Origin of the sequence: Agromyces sp. NPDC056523, from assembly GCF_042794545.1 — a bacterium.
Lineage (GTDB): Bacteria > Actinomycetota > Actinomycetes > Actinomycetales > Microbacteriaceae > Agromyces.
This window is the reverse complement of record NZ_JBHTTM010000002.1, coordinates 293,661-317,123: the sequence shown is the minus strand read 5'-3', so window position 1 is coordinate 317,123 and position 23,463 is coordinate 293,661. Positions and strand designations below refer to the sequence as shown.

Here is a 23,463-nt window from a genome sequence, read left to right as displayed (position 1 = left end):
TGGGACAGGAGGTTGACGGCGCGTGACCCGGTCGGGCTAACGTTGCCGCATGCGCGTCGACCTCCTCACCCGCGAGTACCCGCCCGAGATCTACGGAGGGGCGGGGGTGCACGTCGCCGAGCTCGTCCGGGCGCTGCGGCGCGACATCGAGGTGCAGGTCCGCTGCTTCGGCGGGCCGCGCGACGAGGCGGGCACGACCGCGTACGCGACGCCGGCCGAGTTCGCCTCGGCCAATGCGGCGCTCGCGACGATGGGCGTCGACCTGCTGATGGCGCAGGATGCCGCGGGCACCGACCTCGTGCACTCGCACACCTGGTACGCCAACTTCGCGGGCTTCACCGCGAAGCAGCTGCACGGCGTGCCGCACGTCGTCACCGCGCACAGCCTCGAGCCGCTGCGTCCGTGGAAGGCCGAGCAGCTGGGCGGCGGCTACCGCGTCTCGAGCTGGGTCGAGCGGACGGCGTTCGAGGATGCGGACGCGGTGATCGCCGTGAGCGACGGCATGCGGCGCGACATCCTGCGCTCATACCCCGGCATCGACCCCGAGCGCGTCTCGGTCGTGTACAACGGCATCGACCTGACCGACTGGAAGCCGAACGACGACCCCGACCAGGTCCGCGCACTGGGCGTCGACCCCGACCGCCCGTCGATCGTCTTCGTCGGACGCATCACGCGCCAGAAGGGCCTGCCGTACCTGCTGCGGGCCGCACGCCTCCTGCCGCCCGAGGTGCAGCTGGTGGTCTGCGCCGGCGCACCCGACACCCCGGAGATCATGGCAGAGGTGTCCGGGCTGGTCGCCGAGCTCGGCAGGACCCGCGAGGGCGTGGTGTGGATCGAGCGTCACCTGCCGCGCAACGAGCTGACCGCCCTGCTCACCGCGGCGACGTGCTTCGTATGCCCGTCGGTGTACGAGCCGCTCGGGATCGTGAACCTCGAGGCGATGGCGTGTGGCGCGGCCGTCGTCGGCACGGCCACGGGCGGCATCCCCGAGGTCGTCGACGACGGGGTCACGGGCGTGCTCGTGCCCATCGAACAGCATGACGACGGCACCGGGACGCCGCTGGACCCGGAGCGGTTCGTCACCGACCTCGCCGAGGCGCTGACCCGCGTGGTGAGCGATCCTGCGCGGGCCCGCGAGATGGGCGCCGCGGGGCGCGTGCGGGCCGAGCAGCACTTCGCCTGGGACGCGATCGGGGCCGAGACGCGCGCGCTCTACGAGCGGGTGCTGGCGGGGCGCTGACCCCCTCCCGGGTGGGCGGAGCGGTGCCATCCGTCCCACTAGCATGGAACGCATGGCGTCTACGGTTCTGCAGTTCCAGCACGTGTCGGTGGTCCGCGACGGCAACGCGATCCTCGACGGCATCGACTGGAACGTCGAATCCGACGAGCGCTGGGTGATCCTCGGCCCGAACGGCGCCGGCAAGACCACGCTGCTGCAGATCGCCGCGGCGGCCATGCACCCCACCAGCGGTACGGCCGAGGTGCTGCAGGAGTCGCTCGGCAAGGTCGACGTGTTCGAGCTGCGGCCCATGATCGGCTTCGCGTCCACGGCGATGGCGCGTCGGATCCCCAAGAACGAGACCGTGCTCGACGCCGTGCTCACCGCCGCGTACTCCGTCACGGGCCGGTGGAACGAGGAGTACGAGGCGATCGACGACCGTCGTGCGCAGCGCGTACTCAAGGAGTGGGGCCTCGAGGGCTTCGCAGGCCGCCGGTTCGGGAGCCTCTCCGACGGCGAGCAGAAGCGCGTGCAGATCGCCCGGTCGGTCATGACCGACCCCGAGCTGCTGCTGCTCGACGAGCCGGCCGCCTCGCTCGACCTCGGTGCCCGTGAAGAGCTCGTCGCGCTCCTCGGCGGGTACGCGTCCTCGGCCGCCTCGCCCGCGATCGTGATGGTCACGCATCACGTCGAGGAGATCCCCGAGGGCTTCACCCACGCGCTGCTGCTCGCCGACGGCAAGATCCGCGCGGCCGGCCCGATCGACGAGGCGCTGACGCCCGAGACGCTCAGCGAGACGTTCGGCATGCCGATCGAGCTGACCGAGCGCGACGGCCGGTACACGGCACGCCGCCAGGCGGCCTGAGCGGCATCCGACTGCGGGCTCTGCTAGACTTCTGTTTTGGCCCGACGGCCGACACGCTTCCCTGCCCTGAGGCGGGGCGAACCCATCATCCGATCAGCAAGGACTCCTCATGAAGGCCGACATCCACCCCGCCTACAACGCCGTCGTCTTCCGCGACCTCGCCTCGGGCGCCACGTTCCTCACCCGCTCGACGGTGTCCAGCGACAAGACGATCGAGCTCGACGGCGAGACCTACCCGGTCATCGACGTCGAGATCTCGTCCGAGTCGCACCCGTTCTACACGGGCAAGCAGCGCATCATGGACTCGGCGGGCCGCGTCGAGAAGTTCAACAAGCGCTTCAAGAACTTCGGCGCGTAAGACGCCACCACGAAGGGGCGCGCGACTGCGGTCGCGCGCCCCTTCGTCATGCCGGTGGGAGGACCGCCCTCCTCACGCCTCCAATGGCGGCGTCGCCGTGAGGTAGCCGGTCGCCCAGTCGATCGCCGCGAGCTGCGCCTCGTGCGGCGTGGAACGGCCCCCGTCGAGCGACGTGCCGATCTCGATGAGCTCGCGGGCGCCGAGCGACTCGGCCCGATCGCCCACGAGCGCGCGCGCCCGGTCGATGAGTTCGCGCACCGAGATGCGATCGTGCAGGAGCAGTGCGCCGAGCTCGCGGAGCGCCAGCTGCGTGGTCTCGGGCGCGGCGGCATCGGGCATCACGAGCCCGAGTTCGTCGAACGCCCGGCCCAGGGCGGCGCGGATGTCCCACGGGTCCTCGGCGTCGGACATGCCGGCGAGCTCGCGGAGGGCCGCCGAGTCGACGCCGGCGACGACGAGGTCGACGGCCGCTTCGAGCACGGGATCGACGGGGGTGTCGCCGAGGATCCACAGCGCGGTCGCGTCGACGAGCGCCTCGGTCTCCGAACGGTTCACGCGCGCTGGCTCCATGTGCCAAGGATTCCACGACGACGCGCGATGCGCGACGGCCTCAGCGCAACGGCCACGCCCCGGACGTCGTGAACTCGGGCTCGCCGTTGCGACGGCGCCAGTCCTGGTAGCTCTCGGCCTGCTCGCGACTCCATCCGACCTGGCGCGCATGCAGCTCGGCGATCGCGCACGCCGCGAGCTCGGGGAACGCGCGGGCGATCGCCTGGGCCACGCGGCCGGCGGCGATCGCGTCGGCGCCCGCGTCGTGCGCGGCGAGCAGTTCGACGCCGTAGTGCTCGCACGCGGCGGTCAGCGTGCGCTTGCCCGACCGGTACCGGTCGACCGCCTTGTCGATCACGAGCGGGTCGATGACCCACCCGGGTCCGCGGAACGGCTCGTGCCCGTACCGTTCAGCCTCATGTCGCAACAGCGACAGGTCGTAGGCGGCGTTGTACGCCACGATCGGCAGGCCGCGCGCGGCCACCTGCCGGAGCGCCGAGGTGATCTCGGCGACCGCTTGGACGGCCGCGAGCCCCTCGAGCCGGGCCCGTTCGGTGGTGACGCCGTGGATCAGCGTCGCCGCCGTGGGGATCTCGACGCCGGGGTCGACGAGCCATTGCCGCTGCTCGAGCACCTCGCCGCCGGGTCCGATGACGCCGACGTGGGCGGTGACGACCCGGCACGTGTCGATGTCGATGCCGGTGGTCTCGAGATCGAAGACGGCGAGGGTGTCGGCCCACGATGCGTCGGGGGAGTGCTCCATGCCGGTCACGGTATCCGCGCCCCCCGACAGCGCTCAGGTGCCGCGCCGTAGGATGACACCGATGATCGCCTCACCGTACGCCGACGACCTCGCGCGCATCCCGGTCCGCGAACACCGTGCCCCTGTGCACGGCAGCGACACCGCCTGGTGGGAGTACGGCGACCCGGCGGCGCCCGCGATCGTGATGGTGCATGGGTTCCGCGGCGACCACCACGGCCTCGAGCCCATCGTCGCGAAGCTGCACGGCTACCGCCTGATCGTGCCCGACCTGCCCGGCTTCGGCGCCTCATCGACCTTCGCCGAGGGCGCGCACGACATCGACGGCTACGCGGCCTGGCTCGCCGAGTTCGTCCGGGTGTCAGGGGCGTCGGATGCCGCCGCAGACGGCCGCGCCGGCGCGTTCGCGCTGCTCGGCCACTCGTTCGGGTCCATCATCACCGCCGCGGCCGTCGCTGCCGGCCTGGCGCCGCGCGAGCTCGTGCTCGTCAACCCGATCGGCGCGCCGGCGCTCGAGGGTCCGCGGGCGATCATGACGCGTCTCGCGGTGGGCTACTACCGGGCCGCCGCCGCACTGCCCGAGAAGCTCGGCTTCGCGCTGCTGCGCAACCGCGTCATCGTCCGCGTGATGAGCGTCACGATGGCCAAGACCGAGGAACCCGCGCTCCGCCGCTTCATCCACGACCAGCACGACCAGTACTTCTCGGCGTTCGGCGACCGAGACGCCGTGCTCGAGGCGTTCGAGGCATCCGTCAGCCACGACGTGCGCGAGTACGCGCCGTCGATCGCGCTGCCCGTCCTGCTCGTCGTGGCCGAGCAGGACGATGTGACGCCGCTCGCCGCGCAGCGTCGCCTGCAGCCGCTGTTCGACGACGCGACGCTCGCCGTCATCCCCGGGGTCGGGCACCTGATCCACTATGAGACCCCCGCGGAGGCCGCGGGGCACATCCGCGTCTTCCTCGAGGGGGAGCGCGCGTGAGGCTCGTGTTCGACTGCCGCTACGTGCGCATCGACCACCACGACGGCATCAGCCGGTTCACCGCGGCCCTGGTGGGCGAGATCGGCCGGCGCCATCCGGTGACGATGCTCATCAGCGACCACCGCCAGCTCGCGAAGCTGCCCGCGCTGCCGTGGCATCTGGTCAGCAGCCCCACGAGCCCGAGGGAACCGTGGGTCGCCCGGCAGGTGCGCAAGCTCAAGCCCGACGTCGTGTTCTCGCCGATGCAGACCATGGGGTCGTGGGGGCGGAACTACGGGCTCGTGCTCACCCTGCACGACCTCATCTACTACGAGAACCGCACGCCGCCGCGCGACCTCCCGGCGTTCGTCCGCGGGCTGTGGCGGCTCTACCACCTGGCGTGGTGGCCGCAACGGATGCTGCTGAACCGCGCCGACGCGGTCGTGACCGTCTCGGAGACCAGCGCCGGCCTGATCCGCAAGCACCACCTGACCAAGCGTCCGCTCTCCGTCGTGCACAACGCGGCCGACGCCCTCGGCACGCCCGACCTGCCGCGGACGCGGCCCGCGGACAAGCGGCTCGTCTACATGGGCTCGTTCATGTCGTACAAGGGCGTCGACACCCTCGTGCGCGCGGTCGCGGCGCTGCCCGACCACGAGCTGCACCTCATGAGCCGCATCTCCGACGAGGAGCGGCGCCGGCTGACCCGTCTTGCGCCCGAGGCGCGCCTCGTGTTCCACGACGGCGCGACCGACGCCGTGTACGCCGACGTGCTCGGGAGTGCCACCGCGCTCGTGACCGCGTCGAAGGCCGAGGGCTTCGGGATCCCGCTCGTCGAGGCGATGCGCCTGGGCACGCCGGTCGTGGTCGCCGACATCCCGATCTTCCGCGAGATCGGCGGGGAGGCGGCGGTGTACTTCCCGGCCGACGACGCGCAGGCGGCGGCCCGGGCGATCGCCTCGCTCGACGAGCCCGGCGAGTGGGAACGGCGCTCCGAGGAATCCGCCGCTATGGCCTCGCGGTTCAGCTGGAGCGCCTCGGCCGAGCGCCTGCTCGCCCTCCTGCTCGAGGTGGGCGGCGCGAGCGGCCGCGCCGCGCACGCGCGCCGCTGATCAGGCGGGCGCCTCCTCGGCGAGGTCGGCGACTCCCGCCGCCGCGTCGGCGTCGGAGCGCACGACCTGCAGTCGCGCGCCGGTCACGAGCAGCTCGTGCACCGAGCCGTTCGCCACGGCTCCGCTCGGCAGCGACCGGCGTTCCCAGAGGTGCAGCAGCACCGACTGGATGACGCCGCCGTGCGTGACCGCTACGACCGCGCCACCCGGATGGCGCGCCGCGAGCCTGAGCAGCGACGGCACCGCGCGCGACACGACCGACACGCGCGACTCGAGCCCCGCGATCGGTACCGCCTGCGCCTCGAGCGCGCGCCGCTCGGCCGACGTCCGCCCCTCGAGCATCCCGTGGCGCCGCTCGGCGAGGTCGCGCTCGACCTGCGGCGCCGGCAGCGCGAGGCCGTGCGCGATGATCTCGGCCGTCTCGCGGGCACGCACCAGCGGGCTCGTCACGACCGCATCCCACCCGGCCGAGCCGAGGCGTGAGGCGGTCGCTCGCGCCTGCCCACGGCCGGTCTCGTTCATCGGGATGTCGGTCGAGCCCTGGATCCGCCCCTCGCGGTTCCAGTCGGTCTCGCCGTGGCGCACGAGCGCGATCGTGGCGGCCGCCGACGCGTCGACGACCGGCCCCGCGGCATCCGCATGCCGCCAGAGGCGGACGATCATGCGACGAGCGCCTCCGCCATCGCGGTGAGCGTCTCGGTCGCACCCGCATCGAGCTTGACGGTCGCGCGGCTGTCGCCCTTGGTGATGCCGCGGTTGATCACGATGATCGGCACGCGTCGACGGCGGGCGATCTCGAGCAGGCGCACGCCCGAGTTGACCACGAGCGACGAGCCCGCGACCAGCAGCACGTCGGCGCCCTGCACGAGCGACGCGGCCTGGCGGAAGACCGGCGTCGGCACGAACTCGCCGAAGAACACGACGTCGGGCTTGAGCAGGCCGCCGCACACCGTGCACGCGGGGATCACGATCGCATCGGGGTCGTCGACGTCGACGTCGCCATCGGGGTTCGGCCGGATCGCCACCTCGAGATCGACGTGCGGGTTGAGCTGCTCGAGCCGGTCGGCGATCGCCTGACGCGCGAACACCTGCCCGCACGACAGGCACACCACGCGATCGGACGCGCCGTGCAGCTCGACCACGTGGGTGCTGCCCGCGCGGCGGTGGAGGCCGTCGACGTTCTGCGTCACGACGCCCGACACCACGCCGCCCTGCTCGAGGGCCGCGAGCGCGAAGTGCCCGGCGTTCGGCTCGGCCGTGCCGAAGTGCCGCCAGCCGAGGTGGCTGCCCGCCCAGTAGCGCTTGCGGGCGCTCTCGGACGCGAGGAACGTCTGGAAGGTCATCGGCGTGCGCACCGGAGCGCCCTCGCCGCGGTAGTCGGGGATGCCGGAGTCGGTGCTCACGCCCGCGCCGGTGAGCACGGCGACGCGCGACCCGCGCATCAGGCGGATCGCCTCGTCGAGCAGCACGTCGGACGGAGCCGGCGCCTCGATCCCAGTCCCCACGGGCCCTCCCTTCGGCGGTGCTGTGATTCTAGACGCCCGGCTTTTCGAGAATGTTTCCAGAACCGGCAGGCTGGACCCATGCGAATCGAACACGTCCGCGACGCGGCATCCGACGCCGTCGCCGACTACGCCCGGTTGACGGATGTCGCACTGCGAAGCATCAGCGAACCGGAACGCGGCATCTTCATCGCCGAGTCGGCCAAGGTCATCCGCCGCGCGATCGACGCGGGGTGCACGCCGAGGTCGGTGCTCATGGAGGAGAAGTGGCTGCAGGGGCTCGCACCCTCGCTGGACGCGTTCGACATCCCCGTCCACCTGGCCGACCCCGCGCAGCTCGAGGCGATCACCGGCTATCGCGTGCACCGGGGCGCGCTCGCCGCCTTCGAGCGTCCCGTGCTGCCCGACCCCTCCGACCTGCTGGCGGCCGCCCGACGCGTCGTGATCCTCGAGGACATCGTCGATCACACGAACGTCGGCGCGATCTTCCGCTCGGTCGCCGCGCTCGGCGCCGACGCCGTCCTCGTCACACCGCGCTGCGCCGACCCGCTCTACCGGCGGAGCGTGCGCGTCAGCATGGGCACCGTGTTCCAGGTGCCGTGGACGCGCCTGCCCGAGTGGGCGGACGCGCGGACCCTGCTCGCGGCCCGGGGGTTCCGCGTCGCGGCCCTCGCCCTCGCCGACGACGCCGTCAGCCTGCGCGAGCTCGCCGCCGACCCGCCCGAGCGGCTCGCGCTCGTGCTCGGCGCCGAGGGCGACGGGCTCTCGCGGCAGGCGCTCGCCGCGGCCGACACGATCGTCACGATCCCGATGGCGCATGGCGTCGACTCGCTCAACGTCGCGGCCGCCGCGGCCGTGGCGTTGTACGCACTCGCCTAGGCAGGCTCGATATCCTGCAACGGATGACTCGCACGCTCGATCCGGCGCCGCCTCCCGCGGCCGCACCCGCGGAACCGGCCGCGGCGACCCCGCGTCCCTCCGCGCGGATGTACCGCCGCCGCCGGATCGTCGTGTTCGGCACGCTCGGCGTGCTGCTCGCCGGCCTCGTGGGTGGAGGTGCGTACGCGACGACCACGCTCAATGCGCCCGTCCCGGCGGCCGCGCCATCCGTCGTCGACCCTGCGCCGATCGTCGCGGCGCCCCAGGTGGTCGACCAGCCCGACTTCGGGGCGTGGGCCGTCGGCGCGGTCGGCTTCGACGGCGCACTCGCCGCCGGGAACGACGCGACCGCGATGCCGATCGCGAGCATCGCCAAGGTCGTCACGGCGCTGGTCCTGCTCGAGGAGCAGCCGATCCCGGCGGGCGAGGGCGGTCCCGACATCCAGTACACCGATGCCGACGTCGCGATCTACTGGGACATGATCGCGCAGAACGGGTCGGTCGCCCCCGTCGCCGCCGGAGCGACCCTGAGCCTCGAGGAGAGCCTCGAGGCCATGCTGCTGCCGTCCGGCAACAACTACGCGAACTCGCTCGCGATCTGGGGGTTCGGATCGGTCGACGCCTACGTGGCCCGGGCGAACGCGTGGGCGGCCGAGCAGGGACTCACGACGCTGCGCATCGCCGACCCCAGCGGCCTCTCGCTCGCGAACACCGCGACCGCGGCCGACCTCGTGCGGCTCGGCGAGCTCGCGCTGCAGGACGCCACGCTGGCCGAGATCGTGGCGACGCAGCAGGTCGACATCCCCGAACTCGGCACGCTGAAGAACTCCAACAAGCTGCTCGGCACGCACGGCGTCGACGGCATCAAGACCGGCACGACGGATGACGCGGCGAACCTGCTGTTCTCCACCGACGTCGCGGTCGGCTCGTCGTCCATCACCGTCGTGGGCGTGGTGCTCGGCGGGGCGAACCATCCCGCCGTGCGGCAGGCGATCGCCGAGATGATCGACACGATCGCGCCCGGATTCCACGAGGTGGTGGCGATCGAGGCCGGCACCGAGGTCGCGACCTACTCGACGCCGTGGGGCGACACCGCCGCCGCGCGCACCGCCGAGGGCGCCACCGTCGTGGTCTGGTCGGATACGCCGGTCGACGTCGCGGTCTCGGCCGAGCCGATCACACTGGCCGCGGATGGCGCGGACGTCGGTACCGCGGTCGTCACCGCCGGCACCCAGCGCATCGAGGTCCCGCTCGTGCTCGACGGCACGGTCGACGACCCGGGCGCCTGGTGGCGGCTCACCAACCCCGGCGCGCTCGACGCGGACTAGTCCGCGTCCGCGATCCGTTCGACCCGCTCGGCGGCGCTTGCCGCGTACGGGCCCGCAGCGGGCCGCTTCGCGGTGACGAAATCGCCGGACGACTGGTGGCGGATTCGGCGGAGCACCCACGGCACGAGGTACTCGCGTGCCCACGAGAGGTCCTCGGTGCGCGCCGCGCGCCACGTCCGCACGGGCAGCGGCTCGGGCTTCATGGGCTCGAGGTCGTTCTCGACGTTCAGGGCGCGGAGCACCATCCGAGCCACCTCGTGGTGGCCGAGCGAGTTGAGGTGCAGCCGGTCCCGGTCCCACATGCGCTGGTCCTGGATCTCGGCCAGCGCCCACTGGTCGGCGACGATGCAGTCGTGCTTCTGCGCGATCGCGCGGAGGTTCTCGTTGTAGATCGCGACCTTGCCGCGGATGCCGCGGAAGACCGGGGAGAAGCCCACATCGACGCCGGTGAACAGGACGATCGTGGCACGGTCGCGCGAGAGCCGCTCGATCGCGTACTCGAATCGCGCCGAGATCTCGTCGGGGTCGGTGCGCGGGCGGATCACGTCGTTGCCGCCGGCGGAGATCGTGATGAGGTCGGGACGCAGCTCGAGCGCGGGCTCGACCTGCTCGTCGATGATCTGCTGCATCAGCCGTCCGCGGATCGCCAGGTTGGCGTACGCGAAGTCCTCGGTGCCCTGCGAGAGCACCTCGGCGACGCGATCGGCCCAGCCGCGGTGCCCGCCGGGCGCGCCGGGCTCGGGATCGCCGATGCCCTCGGTGAACGAGTCGCCGATCGCGACATATCGCGACCACGGATGCTGCTGGGTGACCATCCCCCCATTCTGCACAGTCCGCCGAGTGGAGCGTTGTCGGTCCGCTCCGGTAGCCTCCCATCCAGTGAGCACAGCGACCCCCTCCGGCCAGCACCTGCCGGGCACCTCGGCCGCCGAGCACCTCTCACCGTCCTTCCCCGCCCGCGCGCCATGGGGCACGGCCTCCAAGCTGCGCGCCTGGCAGGCCGAGGCGCTCGACCGGTACTTCGAGACCGAACCGCGCGACTTCCTCGCCGCCGCCACGCCCGGCGCGGGCAAGACGACCTTCGCGCTGCGTCTCGCGGCCGAACTGCGGGCCCGGCGCACGATCGACCGCGTCACGGTGGTCGCGCCGACCGACCACCTCAAGCGGCAGTGGGCGGATGCCGCGGCTCGCGTCGGCATCCGGCTCGACCCCGGGTTCCGGAACGCGCACGGCCGCGCGGCGGGCCACTTCCACGGCGTCGCCGTCACGTACGCACAGGTCGCGATCCGGCCGGCCCTGCACCGCGAGCTCACGCTCTCGGGCCGCACGCTCGTGATCCTCGACGAGGTGCACCACGGCGGCGACACACTCTCGTGGGGCGACGCCATCCGCGAGGCGTTCGAGCCGGCGACCCGCCGTCTCTCGCTCACGGGAACGCCCTTCCGCAGCGACACCGCGCCCATCCCGTTCGTGCATTACGAGCCCGACGCGCAGGGCATCCGCGTGTCGAGCACCGACTACGACTACGGCTACGGCCGTGCCCTTGCCGACGGCGTGGTGCGGCCCGTGATCTTCATGGTCTACGCGGGCAGCATGCGCTGGCGCACGAAGGCCGGCGACGAGATGGAGGCCCGCCTCGGCGAGGACGCGACGAAGGACATCCACTCGGCCGCGTGGCGCACGGCGCTCGAGCCGACGGGGGAGTGGATCCCGTCGGTGCTGCAGGCCGCCGACCGCCGGCTCACCGAGGTCCGCCAGTCGATCCCCGATGCCGGCGGACTCGTGATCGCGACCGACCAGTCCGTGGCGCGCGCCTACGCCGAGATCCTCGAGCGCACCTGCGGAGAGAAGGTCACCGTCGTGCTCTCCGACGAGAACGAGGCCTCGGCGCGCATCGAGGAATTCTCGGGCGGCACGAGCCGGTGGATGGTGGCGGTCCGCATGGTGTCCGAGGGGGTCGACGTGCCGCGGCTCGCCGTGGGCGTCTACGCCACGAGCGCGTCGACGCCGTTGTTCTTCGCACAGGCGATCGGCCGCTTCGTGCGCGCCCGGCGCCGAGGCGAGACGGCGTCGGTGTTCCTTCCGAACGTCCCCGTGCTCATGGCGCTCGCATCCGAGCTCGAGCGCGAGCGCGACCACGCGCTCGACCGGCGTTCGGGCGACGGCGACGACGATCCGGGACTCGACGACGGCCTCCTCGAGGCCGCGAACCGCGACGAGAAGGGCTCCGACGAGCTCCAGGACGAGTTCACGTGGCAGGCGCTCGGCTCCGACGCGACGTTCGACCGGGTCGTCTACGACGGCACCGAGTTCGGCACCTTCGCCGAGCCGGGCAGCGACGAGGAGCTCGACTTCATCGGCATCCCCGGGATCCTCGAACCCGACCAGGTCGCCGAGCTGCTCCGGCATCGCCAGGCGCGACAGGCGCGACGCGCGTCCGACCGACGCAAGCACGCGGCCGCCACCGAGGGTGCCGACGACGCCGGCGTGGCCGGGTCAGCCGAACCTGTCGCTCTCTACCGGACTCTCAAGGAGCAGCGCTCGCTCCTCAACAGCCTCGTCGGGCTCTACGCGCGGCAGACCGGGCAGGCGCACTCGCTCGTCCACGGGGAGCTTCGCCGAGCGTGCGGCGGCCCCGACGTGGCGCACGCGACCGTCACCCAGTTGCAGGCGCGGATCGAGCTCCTGCGCCGGCGGTTGTCCGGGCGCTGAGGCGCGCGGCGGCATCGAGGGCGGCGTCGCCGCCCCCGATGCCCCGGGCACGCGTCAGCTCGTGGCGTCGACCGAGACCGCCAGCTCCGAGGAGCGCTCGAGGTCCTGAGGCTCGGCGGCCGCATCGAGCGCCGACATCAGGTCGGCCGTGAGGTCGTCGACGTGCTCGAGTCCGATCGAGAGGCGCACGACGCCGCCGTCCGGCTTGGCGTGCGCGGCGACCGGGCGGTGCGTGAGCGAGGCCGGGTGCTGGACGAGCGAGTCCACGCCGCCGAGCGACACCGCGTGGGTGACGAGCCGGCACGCCTCGGTGAAGCGGCAGGCGGCGTCGTAGCCGCCCGCGAGCTCGAGCGCGATGATCGAACCCGGGCCGGCGAGCTGGCGCCCGATCAGCCCCTGCGGGTCCTGTCCGGGCAGGCCGGGGTACCGCACCCGCGCCACCGCGGGGTGCGCCTCGAGTCGCACGGCGAGTTCCGCGGCCGTCTCCTGCTGGGCCCGCACGCGCACGGGGAGGGTGCGGATGCCGCGGTGCAGCAGGTACGCACCCATCGGGTGGAGGAGTCCGCCCGTCAGCGCGCGCACGCGGCGCAGGCGCTCAACCCACTGCTCCGGACCGGCCACCACGCCGCCCATCGCGTCGCCGTGTCCGCCGAGGTACTTCGTCGCGCTGTGCAGCACGAGCGTCGCGCCGTGCTCGAGCGGGCGCTGGAGCACGGGGGTCGCGAACGTGTTGTCGACGAGCAGTGGCACCCGCCCCGCGGCATCCGCCACTCGGCGAAGGTCGAGCAGTTCGAGCGTCGGGTTGGCGGGCGTCTCGACCACGACGAGGCCGGTGTCGGGCCGGATGGCGCTCGCGATGCCGTCCACGTCGGTCCAGGTCACCTGGGTGCCGAGCAGGCCGCTGTCGAGCACGTGGTCACTGCCGCCGTAGAGCGGCCGGACCGCCACGACGTGCGGGGTGCCGGCGGACACGGCGGCGATGAGCGTGGCGGCGAGCGCCGCCATCCCGCTGCCGAACGCCACCGCGCCCTCGGCGCCCTCGAGGTCGGCGAGCGCCGTCTCGAAGCGTGCGACGCCCGGCTGCCACAGGCGCTGGTACACCGCGGACCGTCCATCGCCGAGCGAGCCGCCGGTCGCGAGCTCCTCGTACGACAGGCCGCCGTTCTCGACGTCGCCGAGCGGGTTCGTCGTGGAAAGATCGATCGAAGGGACGTGGGAGCCCTGCTCGTGGACTCCCTCCATCCCGGAATGGACGGCACGGGTCTCGAGGTTCGACATCGGTGTCAACATGCCGCAAATGAAGCAGAATCTGTCATTCGACTCAAGTCCGCCCGCAGGCTCTTGCGGAAACGCATGAATCGGCGCAGAATCTTCGCAACCCGCGGAAGGAACCATGTGATGGCGCAGAAACCCGAACTCGATCGAGTCGACCGGGCGCTCCTCGCCGCCCTCTCCAAGAACGCCCGCGCCTCGGGCGCCGCGCTGGCCGCGGAGGTGGGCGTGGCGGAGTCCACCGTGTCGCTTCGGCTGCGACGGCTCCAGAGCCTCGGCACCGTGCGGGGCTACCGCGTCGACGTCGACCTCGTCTCGCTGGGCGCCTCGCTGCAGGCGCTCATCGCGATCCGCCTCGTCAAGCACGACCGCAGCGAGATCGACGCCTTCCGCAATGCCGTGCCCCACCTGCCCGGCGTGCTCGGGGTGTTCCACATGGCCGGCGCCGAAGACTATTTGCTGCATGTCGCCGCGCGCGACGCCGAGGAACTGCGCGAGTTCGTCCTCGCGCACCTCACGGGCCATCCGGCCGTCGCGCACACCGAGACCAACCTGATCTTCGAGCACGTCGACGGCGACGGATGGCAGCAGCTCGTCGGCTGAGTTCGGGGCGTCGTTCGGCGCCGCGTTCGGGGGTCCGAAATGCTGCCAATCCCGCCGATCGGGCCTGCTCGCGCCATCCGGTTGGCTAGCCTTTCGGAGGCCCCGCGGGGCCGGACGCGACGAGGCGGGCGCTCGGACCGACCGGATCGCGACGGCGGCCCGCGACCCGATGGAGCAGCATGACCGCCGATCAGCCCACTGCAACGCCAGCCGACCGTGCCCGCTGGAAGCGGTACCTCGCCGCCGAGCGCGCCGAAGCCGCGGTCTACCGCGAGCTCGCCGCACGCCGCGACGGCGAGGAACGCGAGATCCTGCTCGCGCTCGCGGCCGCCGAGGGACGCCACGAGGCGCACTGGCTCGCCCAGCTCGGCGGCGATGATCGCGGCATCCCGCGCGCCGACATCCGCACCCGGCTCCTGGCCGGCCTCGCGCGCGCGTTCGGCTCGATCTTCGTGCTCGCGCTCGCTCAGCGCGCCGAGGCTCGATCGCCGTACTCGACCGATCCGCACGCGACCGCGGCCATGGCCGCAGACGAGCGCATCCACGGCGAGGTGGTGCGCGGGCTCGCCGCCCGCGGCCGTCGCCGGCTGGCCGGAACATTCCGCGCGGCGGTGTTCGGCGCGAACGACGGGCTCGTGTCGAACCTGGCGCTCGTGCTCGGCATCGGCGCGACGGGCGTCCCCGCGCCGGTCGTGCTCTTCACCGGCATCGCGGGCCTGCTCGCCGGCGCGCTGTCGATGGGCGCAGGCGAGTACGTCTCGGTCCGATCGCAGCGCGAGCTGCTCGAGGCATCCGCCCCCGACCCGACGGCGCGCGAGGCGCTCGGCGACCTCGACCTCGACGCCAACGAGCTCGCGCTCGTCTACCGGGCGCGCGGCATGGCCGAGGGCGAGGCGATCGACCAGGCCGCACTCGTGCTCGCGCGCGTGCAGGCCGCTGGACGCGTGCCGGCGCCGACCGACGCGATCGGCACGATGGAGCACGACGACGAGGCCGTCGGCACGGGCATGAGCGCCGCGATCTCGAGCTTCCTGTTCTTCGCGTCGGGCGCGCTCATCCCGGTGCTGCCGTGGTTGCTCGGGATGTCGGGACCCGCCGCCATCATCACCGCGACGGTGCTCGTCAGCATCGCGCTGCTGCTCACCGGCGCGACCGTCGGGCTGCTCTCGGGTGCGTCGCCGCTCAAGCGCGCGATGCGTCAGCTGGCGATCGGACTCGGCGCGGCCGCCGTCACCTACCTGCTCGGCCTCGCGTTCGGCACGACGATCGGGTGACCCCGCCGCGGGTCATCCGCCGGTGGGCTCGGTCACGAAGTCGATGAGCTCCTCGACGCGTCCGAGCAGGGCGGGTTCGAGGTCGCCGTAGCCGCGCACCCCGCCGAGGATGCGCTGCCAGGCGCGCGCGATGTCGGCCTGCTCGGCGTGGGGCCAGCCGAAGGCCGCGCACACGCCGTGCTTCCAGGAGGTCCCCCGGGGGATCTCGGGCCACGCGTCCCGGCCGAGCCGGGCCGGCTTCACGGCCTGCCAGATGTCGATGTACGGGTGGCCGACGACGAGCACGTGGCCGCGATGGCGACCCCGCATGACGGAATCGGCGATCCGCTGCTCCTTCGAGCCGGCCACGAGGTGGTCGACGAGCACGCCCACGCGTCGCCCCGGCCCGGGGCGGAACTCGTCGAGGACCTCGCCCAGCAGGTCGACGCCCTCGAGGTACTCGACCACGACGCCCTCGACGCGCAGGTCGGCGCCCCAGATCTTCTCGACGAGTTCGGCGTCGTGCCGGCCCTCGACGAAGATGCGGCTCGGGAGCGCGACCTTCGCGGGCGCCGACTCGGTCGCGAACGAGCCGGACGCGGTACGCAGCCGGCCCGTGGGAGCGGCCGCAGTGGGCGCGACGAGTCGCACGGGCTCGCCGTCGACGAGGAAGGCGTGCCCGAGCGGGAACATCCGGATGCGCCCGTGGCGGTCCTCGAGCGCGACGACCTGCTTCTCGACGCCCACCACGGCGCCGCAGTACCCGTCGGCCGCGACCTCGACCACGAGGTCCCGGACGGCCGGTACCTCCGGGATGGTGCGGCGCCCCGCCGCACGCCAGTCGCCGGCGAGCACGTCCTCGCCGTAGCGATCGGGTCCGAAGCGGTCAGGCGTCGCGTGAGGCACCGCATGAGGCTAACGGAGCGGACCTCGCGGTTCGGGCCGACACGCGTGGCCTCGGCGCGCGGAGGCCGGCGGCTATTCGGCGACCGGTCGCGGGAAGGCACGTCGCGAGAGGCCCAGCGTCCATCCCGCACCCGCGAATGCGACGCCCGCGGCGAGCGCGAGCGCCCACGGGATGCCGTAGGGCGCGGCGATGAACCCGAGCAGGATGGGGCCGATGCCGAGTCCGAGGTCGATGGCCGCACTCGCGGTGCCCGACGCGATGCCGCGCTCCGCCGGGGCGGCCGTGGCGAAGATCGCCGAGAAGAACGCCGGCGTGCTGAAGCTGACGCCGACCGCGATGACCGCGATGCCCGCGAACGCGCCCCACGGGTGCGCGACGACCGCCGTCAGCACCAGGCCGATCCCGATCGTCGCAAGCGCCGCGGCACCGAGCGGCAGCGACGGAAGCCGGTCCGGAACGCGGGCGAATGCGATGCGACACACGACCACGACGGTGCCGTAGGCGAACAGTGCGAGGCTCGGGTCGACGATCCCGACCCGGGTCGCGTGCAGCGAGGCGAAGGCGAGGAATCCGCCCACCGCGGCGAGCGAGGTGAGGAAGCCGATCGACGCCGGGATGGAAGGCCGGTGGACGATCCGGAACGGCTCGCCCCGCTCGGTCCGCGTCGTGCTCGTCTCGCCGATGGTGAGCACGAGTGCGGCCGTCATGAGCGCGAGCGTGGCGGCGCCGAGCCAGGCTGCCCCGTAGCCGAGGTTCTCGAGCAGCAGTTCGCCGAGCAGCGGACCGAGCGCGATGCCGAGGTAGAGGCCGAGGGAGTTGTACGACAGCGCCTCGCCGAGCCGCTCGGCCGGCGCGATGTCGGCCAGGGCCGCGAAGCCGGCGACGAAGAACGCGGCCTCGGCGACGCCCGCGGCCAGGCGCAGCGCGATGATCGTGACCAGGTCGGCGGCGACGGCGATGAGGGTGAAGCAGGCCGCGGCGAGCAGCGCGCCGCCGACGAGGAGCGGGCGTCGGCCGAACCGATCGGCCAGCCGGCCGGCGAATGGCCGGAGGATGAGCGCGGACACCGCGAAGGCGCCGAAGGCGATCCCCGCCGCGACCTCGTCCCGGGCCAGCGGTCCGGTCACGTACAGCGGCAGGACGAAGATCGCCACGCCGGCGGCGGTGAAGTAGGCGAGGTCCCCGACCGTGAGGGCGATGAACGTGCGGGTGAACAACGGTGCGCGTCCGGGCTCGGTCACGATGCACCCCCCCTCGAACCGGTGTGCTCGGCACCGGTCGCTCGGGTCGCGCCCAGCGTACCGCCGGGCGGATGGCGCGGCATCCGCCGATGACTAGCGGAAGTCGCGCGACCGGTTCGTCGTCGACACGGTGAGCGGCTCGAACCGGTCGGCGACGAGGTTCACCACGCCTTCGCGCGAGCGTTCGAGGATGCCGCGCACGACCATCGCGGGCGCCTCGCGCGCGATGCGGCGATACCGCGTCCAGACACCGACGCTCGCGATCACGTTGAGGGTGCCGGACTCGTCCTCGAGGTTCATGAACGTGATGCCGCTCGCGGTCGCCGGCCGCTGCCGGTGCGTGACCACGCCGCCGACCTCGATGCGTCGACCCGACTCCGCCGCGCGCAGCAGGTCGATGCGCACGACCCCACGGGCGTCGAGCCGCTCGCGCACGTGACGGATCGGATGGTCGTCGGGGGAGATGCCCGTCGCCCAGAGGTCGTACACCACCTGCTCGGCGTCGTTCAGCATGGGCAGCAGCGGCGGCTGCACGACGACGACCGCGCCCGGCAGGTAGTCGGCCCGATCCTGCGCGGCCTCGCCGGCGAGCCACAGCGCCTGGCGCGGCTGCAGGTCGAAGCACTCGAACGCTCCCGCCGCGGCGAGCGCCTCGAGCTGCGTGGCGTCCAGGTCGGCGCGGCGCGACAGGTCGGCCATGTCGCGGTACGGACCGTGCTGCTCGCGCTCGGCGACGATGCGCTCGGCGACCTTCTCGCCGATCGAGGTGACGTCGGCGAGCCCGAGCCGCACGGCGAACGCGCCATCGCGCCGATGCTCGGCCGAGTGGTCGGGCGCGTCGCGATCGAACTCGCCGACGCGGGGTTGCCTCGCGTCGGCACACTCCGGCATACCGGTGGGGCGACGGATGCCGCTCGCCCCCGCCGCGGCATCCGTCGCCGGCTCATCAGGGCCGGCCGCCCCGATCGGCTCGAGCCCGGCGTTCACGCCCGAGCGCGCGAGGTCGGGCCGGAGCAGCTCGACGCCGTGACGCCGGGCATCGGCGGTCAGCGTGTGCGGCGAGTAGAAGCCCATCGGTTGCGCGCGCAGCAGGGCGGCAAGGAACGCCGCGGGGTAGTGCAGCTTCAGCCAGGAGCTCGCGTAGACCAGCAGGCCGAAGCTGATGGCGTGGCTCTCAGCGAAGCCGAAGTTCGCGAACGCCTCGATCTTCGCGTAGATCGAGTCGGCGATGTCGGGCTCGATGCCGTTGCGAGCCATCCCGTCGTAGAGCTTCGCCCGCAGCCGCTCGATCTTCTCGACGCCGCGCTTGGAGCCCATGGCCCGGCGCAGCAGGTCGGCGTCGGCCGCATCGCAGTCCCCGACCGCGACGGCCATCTGCATGAGCTGCTCCTGGAACAGCGGCACCCCCAGCGTGCGCCGCAGCACGGGCTCGAGCTTGGGGTGCAGGTAGCTCACCGGTTCTTCGCCCGTGCGCCGGCGGATGTACGGGTGCACCGCGCCGCCCTGCACCGGGCCCGGACGGATGAGCGCGATCTCGACGACGAGATCGTAGAAGCAGCGCGGCTTCAGCCGGGGGAGCGTGCCCATCTGCGCGCGCGACTCGACCTGGAACACGCCGATCGAGTCGGCGCGGCACAGCATGTCGTAGACCGCGGGCTCCTCCTTCGGGATGGTCGCGAGCTCCCAGAGCTCGCCCGTGTGCTCGCGCACGAGGTCGAACGTGTACTGCAGGGCGGCGAGCATGCCGAGCCCGAGCAGGTCGAACTTCACGAGGCCCATCCAGGCGCAGTCGTCCTTGTCCCACTGCAGCACCGTCCGGTCCTCCATGCGGGCGTGCTCGATGGGGCAGACCTCGCCGACGGGCCGGTCGGTGAGCACCATGCCGCCGGAGTGGATGCCGAGGTGCCGCGGGAAGGTGAGCAGTTGCTCGGCGAGCTCGACGACGGCCGGGGGGATGTCGTGGTCCTGCGTCTCGACGACGGCGCCCCAGCGCTCGACCTGGCGCGACCACGCGTCCTGCTGCCCGGTGGAGTAGCCGAGCGCCTTCGCCATGTCGCGCACGGCGCCCTTCGGACGGTAGCTGATGATGTTCGCGACCTGCGCGGCGTTGTGCCGGCCGTACTTGCCATAGACGTACTGGATGATCTCCTCCCGGCGGTCGGAGTCGAAGTCGACGTCGATGTCGGGCTCCTCGTCGCGCAGCGACGACAGGAACCGCTCGAACGGCAGCTCGTAGAAGACCGAGTCGACGCCCGTGATGTCGAGCACGTAGCAGACCGCCGAGTTCGCGGCCGACCCGCGACCCTGGCACAGGATGCCGCGACGCCGCGCCTCCTGCACGAGGTCGTGCACGATCAGGAAGTACCCCGGGAAGTCCTTCTGCTCGATCACGTCGAGCTCCTTCGCGAGGCGCTCGCGCACGTGGTCGGGCAGGCCCGGATAGCGGCGGTCGGCGCCCGCCCACACGAGCTCGCGCAGCCACGACATGGGCGTGTGGCCCTCGGGCACCTGCTGGCGGGGGAGCTTCGGCCGGGCGCTGCGCAGCCGGAACGACAGGTCGCGCGCGAGCGTCACCGAGTGCGCGACGGCGCCCGGGTACCGCTCGAACCGCGCGAGCATCTCGGCGCCCGAACGCAGGTGCAGCCCGTCGGTGGCGGGCAGCCACCCGTCGAGCTCGTCGAGGCTTCGGCGGGCCCGCACCGCCGCGAGCGCCGACGCGAGCCGGTGCTCGCCGGGCGTGGCGTAGTGCACGGCGTTCGTCGCGAGCACGGGCACGTGCGCGCGGGCGGCGAGCTCGGCGAGCGCGTCGTTGCGGACCTGGTCGAGCGGGTCGCCGTGATCGGTGAGCTCGACGACCACGTGGTCGCGCCCGAACAGGGCGACGAGCCGGTCGAGCTCGCGCCACGCGGCCTCGGCCCCGCCCTCGCCGGCGAGCGCACGCCGCACCGCCCCCTTGCGGCACCCCGTGGGGATCACCCAGTGCCCGGCGGCGCGCTCGGCGAGCTGCTCGAGGTCGTACACCGGGCGGCCCTTCTCGCCGCCGGCGAGCTGCCCGGCCGTGATCGCGGCGGCGAGCCGGTGGTAGCCCTCCTCGCCGGCGGCGAGCACGAGCAGGTGCTCGCCCTCGGGGTCGGCCGCGCCCATCTGGGGCTCGGTGAGCCCGAACGACAGCTCGGCGCCGAACACGGTGTCGAGCTCGGGGTACGACTCGGCGGCCTCGGCGAAGCGGACGACGCCGTAGAAGCCGTCGTGGTCGGTGATCGCGAGGCCGGTGAGGCCGAGTCGGTGCGCCTCCTCGACGAGCCGCTCGGGCCCCGATGCGCCGTCGAGGAAGCTGAACGTCGAGTGCGCGTGCAGCTCGGCGTACGGCACGATCGGGCCGGCGGGCCGCTCGTCGGCGTCGTGCGAGGGGCGGTACGGATGCCGCTTCCGGCTCCATCCCGGACTGTCGCCGCCGTCGGCCACGACCTTCGAGCTGCCGCCGGGCCGCTGCCGGTCGGACAGTCGCCGCTCGAGCTCGGACCACGGGATCTCGGGATTGTTCCAGCCCATCAGTCGTACCTCGCCTCGGCCCACCAGCCCTCGGCGTCGCGCACCAGCAGCCACGCGCATCCGTCGTGGTCGACGACCTGGAACCGGTGCACGCGGCGCGCGCGCTCGGGATCCCACCAGCGCTCGACGACCGGCCAGGGGCCGGCCCACGCGCGCACCGGCGCAGGTCGCCCGGGACCGACCGCGAACGAGACGGGCGCCGACGAGATCGCGCCGCGCGCGTCGACCGACACGGCCGCGCCGCCCGCGTCGACGAGCGCGACCGGCAGCCGCTCGCGGAACACGCTCGCGGGCGCGAGCGCCGGAAGGCTGCCGGGCCACGGCGCCTCGGCCGCGGTGCGCTCGGGAGCGCGGTCGCCCCACGGCACGAGCACCTGCCGGTCGGCGAGCATGCGCCCGCCGCCGACCGCCGCGGTCACGACGCCCTCGTGCCCGAGCATGCTCTGCACGCGGGTCAGCCCGTGGTGCACGCGCTCGTCGGGGCCGCCGCCCCACAGGCCCTGCTCCTGGTTGCCCGTCGAGTCGACGCGCTCGGGCACGACGCGCAGGCGGACGATGGGGGAGTCGAGCCCCGCGTCGGCCGTGCCCGCGCCCTGCAGCTGCCAGCGCACCCGGTCGACCACGTCGGCGGGCGTGAACCACTGGGGGTGGAGCCAGCTGCGGCTCGAGTGCCCACCGCGCTCGTCGTCGAGCTCGACGCGGATGCCCGTGCACACGAGCCGCACGGCTCGCATCCGCTCGATGAACTCCTCGGCCCGCACGCGGAACGCGAACGCGAGCTGGTCGATGCGATCGAGCGGCGGCTCGAAGTGCTGCTCGACCTCGAAGTCGGGTGGGGGAGTGCGCGGCGCCACGCGCGACTGCTCGCGGCCGGCCGCGCGGTCGTGCGCGAACGCGCCCGCCGCCCCGAAGCGGCGCCGGACATCTTCATCGGGCAGCGCCGCGAACTCGCCGAGCGTTCGAACGCCCAGCCGGTGCAGCAGCGTCGTGGTGCGCGCATCGACCACGAGCGCCACGGGCAACGGCGCGAGGAACGCGGCCGCCTCGCCGGCCGGCACCACGTGGACGGGCTCGCCGTGCCGCACGGCCGCACGCGCCGCCTGCTCTGCCGCGAACGGGCCATCGGCGACGCCGACCCGGGCGACGCCGACCCCGAGCCCCGCGACGGCGTCGAGCAGCGCCCGCGCCGCGGCATCCTCACCGCCGTAGTACCGGGCCGGGCCGCGCGCCCGCATCGCGAGGGTGCCCGGCCGCAGCACCTGCACGCCCGGCACGATCGCCTCGATGCCGCGCACGACCGGCTCGAACGCCCGATGGTCGAGCGCGGCGTCGTACTCGAGCACCGTGAGCGCCGTCGAGCGGTACTGCGCCTCGCGGAGCTTGAGCCCGCGGGCCACGCCGTCGCGCCGTGCCGCCGCCGAGCACGAGTGCACGAGCCCCGACTCGGTCAGCGCGACGGGGAGTGCGGGGTCGATGCCGGCCTCGCGGCATGCGGCGAGCACGGGCCAGTCGGGGCACCAGAGCGCGATGGTGCGCACGACCGCGCTCACGAGGCCCTCGCCGCGAAGTCGGGCCGGTGCACGATGCCGCCGTCGGCGGCTGCCATGCCGGTGACGGATGCCGCGTCGCGCCCGGTCGCGTCGGCCTCGCCGATCGCGGCGAACCCCAGGTCGCCCGCCGGCAGCCGGAGGCGGCGCCGGCTGCCCCGGCCGACCTCGCCGCGACCCGTGACCCGGACGACGACCTCGCGCTCGGCGAGGTGCCCGTGCCCGTGCTCGAGCCCGGTCCACTCGCTCCGCTCGAGCTCGAGCCGCGCGTCACTGCCCGGCCAGTCGCCGTCGACGAGCAGCAGCGCGCCGCGCTGGCGGAGCCGGGCGGCGAACCGGGACGCCTCGGCGGGCGCGAGCCGGCCCGCCGGCCGCACGGCGACCACCGGGATGACGTCGGCGAGCGCTGCCGCGACCGTGAGCCACTGCCGGCCCGGATCGGGCACGAGCACGAGCCGCTCGAGGTCGATGCCGAACCGTGCGGCCGCCTCGACGCCGAACTCGGGGATGCCCGCGACGGCGACCCATCGCCCGCTCTGCGACGGACCCACGAGCGCCGCCATGAGCAGCGTGATCGACCCCTCGACCTGCACGACCGCGCCCTCGCGCAGCGCGCCGCCGGGCAGCACCGAGGCGAGCGCCGGGTGCGTGGGCACCGCCCGCGAATCGAGCCGGGTCGACTGCATGCCGCGGATGCGCGCCTGCAGCTCTTCGACGCGCTCGACTCGCGCTTCGCCGTGCGCCGCCGAGGCGGACTGCGCGGGTCGGGGAGCGGTCATCGTCACCACTCAATGTTCGAACACATGTTCGAATACGGCAAGTCGTGGAAGCCGTCCGTCCACGTCC

Annotated in this window: 21 protein-coding genes; 10 read left to right on the top strand and 11 right to left on the bottom strand. The window is 73.3% G+C overall.

Annotation, left to right across the window (positions count from 1 at the left end; translation table 11 throughout):
* Window positions 1-49: 49 nt before the first annotated feature.
* From glgA to ACFQ58_RS08435, 3 genes are all read left to right on the top strand, one after another.
* Entirely contained in the window at window positions 50-1,240 is a 1,191-nt protein-coding gene (glgA, locus tag ACFQ58_RS08445) for a glycogen synthase (protein ID WP_376950628.1), read from the top strand.
* A gap of 52 nt (window positions 1,241-1,292) precedes the next feature.
* Complete coding sequence (locus ACFQ58_RS08440; protein WP_376950627.1) at window positions 1,293-2,084, top strand: ABC transporter ATP-binding protein; 792 nt, start codon at window positions 1,293-1,295, stop codon at window positions 2,082-2,084.
* Window positions 2,085-2,193: 109 nt separating this feature from the next.
* Window positions 2,194-2,442 carry a type B 50S ribosomal protein L31 gene (locus ACFQ58_RS08435; protein ID WP_092670014.1) on the top strand — a complete coding sequence of 83 codons (249 nt, stop codon included), beginning with the start codon at window positions 2,194-2,196 and terminating at the stop codon, window positions 2,440-2,442.
* A gap of 72 nt (window positions 2,443-2,514) precedes the next feature.
* On the opposite strand, the gene ACFQ58_RS08430 is transcribed toward ACFQ58_RS08435, so the two are convergent.
* Both ACFQ58_RS08430 and ACFQ58_RS08425 read right to left on the bottom strand, forming a co-directional pair.
* Window positions 2,515-3,012, bottom strand: coding sequence for a hypothetical protein (locus ACFQ58_RS08430; protein WP_376950626.1), 498 nt, complete (start codon window positions 3,010-3,012; stop codon window positions 2,515-2,517).
* A gap of 40 nt (window positions 3,013-3,052) precedes the next feature.
* Complete coding sequence (locus ACFQ58_RS08425) at window positions 3,053-3,754, bottom strand: exonuclease domain-containing protein (RefSeq protein WP_376950625.1); 702 nt, start codon at window positions 3,752-3,754, stop codon at window positions 3,053-3,055.
* Window positions 3,755-3,815: 61 nt separating this feature from the next.
* Here ACFQ58_RS08425 and ACFQ58_RS08420 point away from each other — a divergent pair, with 61 nt between their 5' ends.
* Both ACFQ58_RS08420 and ACFQ58_RS08415 read left to right on the top strand, forming a co-directional pair.
* A complete protein-coding gene (locus ACFQ58_RS08420; RefSeq protein ID WP_376950624.1) occupies window positions 3,816-4,730 on the top strand; it encodes an alpha/beta fold hydrolase in 915 nt (304 codons plus the stop codon).
* Window positions 4,727-5,821, top strand: a complete 1,095-nt coding sequence (locus tag ACFQ58_RS08415; protein ID WP_376950623.1) for a glycosyltransferase family 4 protein — start codon at window positions 4,727-4,729, stop codon at window positions 5,819-5,821. The genes ACFQ58_RS08420 and ACFQ58_RS08415 overlap by 4 nt, the downstream gene beginning before the upstream one ends.
* Here the strand turns inward: ACFQ58_RS08415 and ACFQ58_RS08410 are convergent, their stop codons facing one another.
* Entirely contained in the window at window positions 5,822-6,484 is a 663-nt protein-coding gene (locus tag ACFQ58_RS08410; RefSeq protein WP_376950622.1) for a histidine phosphatase family protein, read from the bottom strand.
* A complete protein-coding gene (locus ACFQ58_RS08405) occupies window positions 6,481-7,263 on the bottom strand; it encodes a Sir2 family NAD-dependent protein deacetylase (protein ID WP_376951111.1) in 783 nt (260 codons plus the stop codon). Before ACFQ58_RS08405 ends, ACFQ58_RS08410 begins: the two co-directional genes overlap by 4 nt.
* 141 nt (window positions 7,264-7,404) lie before the next feature.
* On the opposite strand from ACFQ58_RS08405, the gene ACFQ58_RS08400 reads away from it, so the two are divergent.
* Entirely contained in the window at window positions 7,405-8,202 is a 798-nt protein-coding gene (locus ACFQ58_RS08400) for a TrmH family RNA methyltransferase (protein ID WP_376950621.1), read from the top strand.
* Window positions 8,203-8,225: 23 nt separating this feature from the next.
* The gene (locus ACFQ58_RS08395) at window positions 8,226-9,530 is read left to right on the top strand and encodes a D-alanyl-D-alanine carboxypeptidase family protein (protein WP_376950620.1); all 1,305 of its coding nucleotides are present in this window, start codon (window positions 8,226-8,228) and stop codon (window positions 9,528-9,530) included.
* On the opposite strand, the gene ACFQ58_RS08390 is transcribed toward ACFQ58_RS08395, so the two are convergent.
* Window positions 9,527-10,345, bottom strand: a complete 819-nt coding sequence (locus ACFQ58_RS08390; RefSeq protein WP_376950619.1) for an SGNH/GDSL hydrolase family protein — start codon at window positions 10,343-10,345, stop codon at window positions 9,527-9,529. The genes ACFQ58_RS08395 and ACFQ58_RS08390 overlap by 4 nt on opposite strands.
* A gap of 64 nt (window positions 10,346-10,409) precedes the next feature.
* On the opposite strand from ACFQ58_RS08390, the gene ACFQ58_RS08385 reads away from it, so the two are divergent.
* The gene (locus tag ACFQ58_RS08385) at window positions 10,410-12,242 is read left to right on the top strand and encodes a DEAD/DEAH box helicase (RefSeq protein ID WP_376950618.1); all 1,833 of its coding nucleotides are present in this window, start codon (window positions 10,410-10,412) and stop codon (window positions 12,240-12,242) included.
* A 54-nt stretch (window positions 12,243-12,296) separates the two neighbouring features.
* Here ACFQ58_RS08385 and ACFQ58_RS08380 read toward each other — a convergent pair whose 3' ends face one another.
* Window positions 12,297-13,520 (bottom strand): trans-sulfuration enzyme family protein, encoded by a 1,224-nt coding sequence (locus ACFQ58_RS08380; RefSeq protein WP_376950617.1) that lies wholly within the window; start codon window positions 13,518-13,520, stop codon window positions 12,297-12,299.
* A gap of 120 nt (window positions 13,521-13,640) precedes the next feature.
* Between ACFQ58_RS08380 and ACFQ58_RS08375 the strand changes: the two genes are divergently transcribed.
* Together ACFQ58_RS08375 and ACFQ58_RS08370 are read left to right on the top strand one after the other, a co-directional pair.
* A complete protein-coding gene (locus tag ACFQ58_RS08375) occupies window positions 13,641-14,117 on the top strand; it encodes an Lrp/AsnC family transcriptional regulator (RefSeq protein WP_376950616.1) in 477 nt (158 codons plus the stop codon).
* A gap of 179 nt (window positions 14,118-14,296) precedes the next feature.
* A complete protein-coding gene (locus tag ACFQ58_RS08370) occupies window positions 14,297-15,391 on the top strand; it encodes a VIT1/CCC1 family protein (RefSeq protein ID WP_376950615.1) in 1,095 nt (364 codons plus the stop codon).
* Between the two features lie 12 nt (window positions 15,392-15,403).
* Here ACFQ58_RS08370 and ACFQ58_RS08365 read toward each other — a convergent pair whose 3' ends face one another.
* The 5 genes from ACFQ58_RS08365 to ACFQ58_RS08345 all read right to left on the bottom strand — a co-directional run bounded on the left by ACFQ58_RS08365 (window position 15,404) and on the right by ACFQ58_RS08345 (window position 23,396).
* A complete protein-coding gene (locus ACFQ58_RS08365; RefSeq protein ID WP_376950614.1) occupies window positions 15,404-16,276 on the bottom strand; it encodes a DUF3097 domain-containing protein in 873 nt (290 codons plus the stop codon).
* Window positions 16,277-16,348: 72 nt separating this feature from the next.
* Window positions 16,349-17,518, bottom strand: a complete 1,170-nt coding sequence (locus tag ACFQ58_RS08360; protein WP_376950613.1) for an MFS transporter — start codon at window positions 17,516-17,518, stop codon at window positions 16,349-16,351.
* A gap of 93 nt (window positions 17,519-17,611) precedes the next feature.
* Window positions 17,612-21,070, bottom strand: coding sequence for an error-prone DNA polymerase (locus ACFQ58_RS08355; RefSeq protein WP_376950612.1), 3,459 nt, complete (start codon window positions 21,068-21,070; stop codon window positions 17,612-17,614).
* Window positions 21,070-22,620 (bottom strand): DNA polymerase Y family protein, encoded by a 1,551-nt coding sequence (locus tag ACFQ58_RS08350; RefSeq protein ID WP_376950611.1) that lies wholly within the window; start codon window positions 22,618-22,620, stop codon window positions 21,070-21,072. Before ACFQ58_RS08350 ends, ACFQ58_RS08355 begins: the two co-directional genes overlap by 1 nt.
* Window positions 22,617-23,396, bottom strand: coding sequence for a hypothetical protein (locus ACFQ58_RS08345; protein ID WP_376950610.1), 780 nt, complete (start codon window positions 23,394-23,396; stop codon window positions 22,617-22,619). The genes ACFQ58_RS08350 and ACFQ58_RS08345 overlap by 4 nt, the downstream gene beginning before the upstream one ends.
* Window positions 23,397-23,463 lie beyond the last annotated feature (67 nt).

Bases quoted from the DNA above. Each gene is read 5' to 3' on its own strand.
- glgA (WP_376950628.1), top strand. From the start codon at position 50: ATGCGCGTCGACCTCCTCACCCGCGAGTACCCGCCCGAGATCTACGGA.
- ACFQ58_RS08440 (WP_376950627.1), top strand. From the start codon at position 1,293: ATGGCGTCTACGGTTCTGCAGTTCCAGCACGTGTCGGTGGTCCGCGAC.
- ACFQ58_RS08435 (WP_092670014.1), top strand. From the start codon at position 2,194: ATGAAGGCCGACATCCACCCCGCCTACAACGCCGTCGTCTTCCGCGAC.
- ACFQ58_RS08430 (WP_376950626.1), bottom strand. From the start codon at position 3,012: ATGGAGCCAGCGCGCGTGAACCGTTCGGAGACCGAGGCGCTCGTCGAC.
- ACFQ58_RS08425 (WP_376950625.1), bottom strand. From the start codon at position 3,754: ATGGAGCACTCCCCCGACGCATCGTGGGCCGACACCCTCGCCGTCTTC.
- ACFQ58_RS08420 (WP_376950624.1), top strand. From the start codon at position 3,816: ATGATCGCCTCACCGTACGCCGACGACCTCGCGCGCATCCCGGTCCGC.
- ACFQ58_RS08410 (WP_376950622.1), bottom strand. From the start codon at position 6,484: ATGATCGTCCGCCTCTGGCGGCATGCGGATGCCGCGGGGCCGGTCGTC.
- ACFQ58_RS08405 (WP_376951111.1), bottom strand. From the start codon at position 7,263: ATGCGCGGGTCGCGCGTCGCCGTGCTCACCGGCGCGGGCGTGAGCACC.
- ACFQ58_RS08400 (WP_376950621.1), top strand. From the start codon at position 7,405: ATGCGAATCGAACACGTCCGCGACGCGGCATCCGACGCCGTCGCCGAC.
- ACFQ58_RS08395 (WP_376950620.1), top strand. From the start codon at position 8,226: ATGACTCGCACGCTCGATCCGGCGCCGCCTCCCGCGGCCGCACCCGCG.
- ACFQ58_RS08390 (WP_376950619.1), bottom strand. From the start codon at position 10,345: ATGGTCACCCAGCAGCATCCGTGGTCGCGATATGTCGCGATCGGCGAC.
- ACFQ58_RS08380 (WP_376950617.1), bottom strand. From the start codon at position 13,520: ATGTCGAACCTCGAGACCCGTGCCGTCCATTCCGGGATGGAGGGAGTC.
- ACFQ58_RS08375 (WP_376950616.1), top strand. From the start codon at position 13,641: ATGGCGCAGAAACCCGAACTCGATCGAGTCGACCGGGCGCTCCTCGCC.
- ACFQ58_RS08370 (WP_376950615.1), top strand. From the start codon at position 14,297: ATGACCGCCGATCAGCCCACTGCAACGCCAGCCGACCGTGCCCGCTGG.
- ACFQ58_RS08355 (WP_376950612.1), bottom strand. From the start codon at position 21,070: ATGGGCTGGAACAATCCCGAGATCCCGTGGTCCGAGCTCGAGCGGCGA.
- ACFQ58_RS08345 (WP_376950610.1), bottom strand. From the start codon at position 23,396: ATGACCGCTCCCCGACCCGCGCAGTCCGCCTCGGCGGCGCACGGCGAA.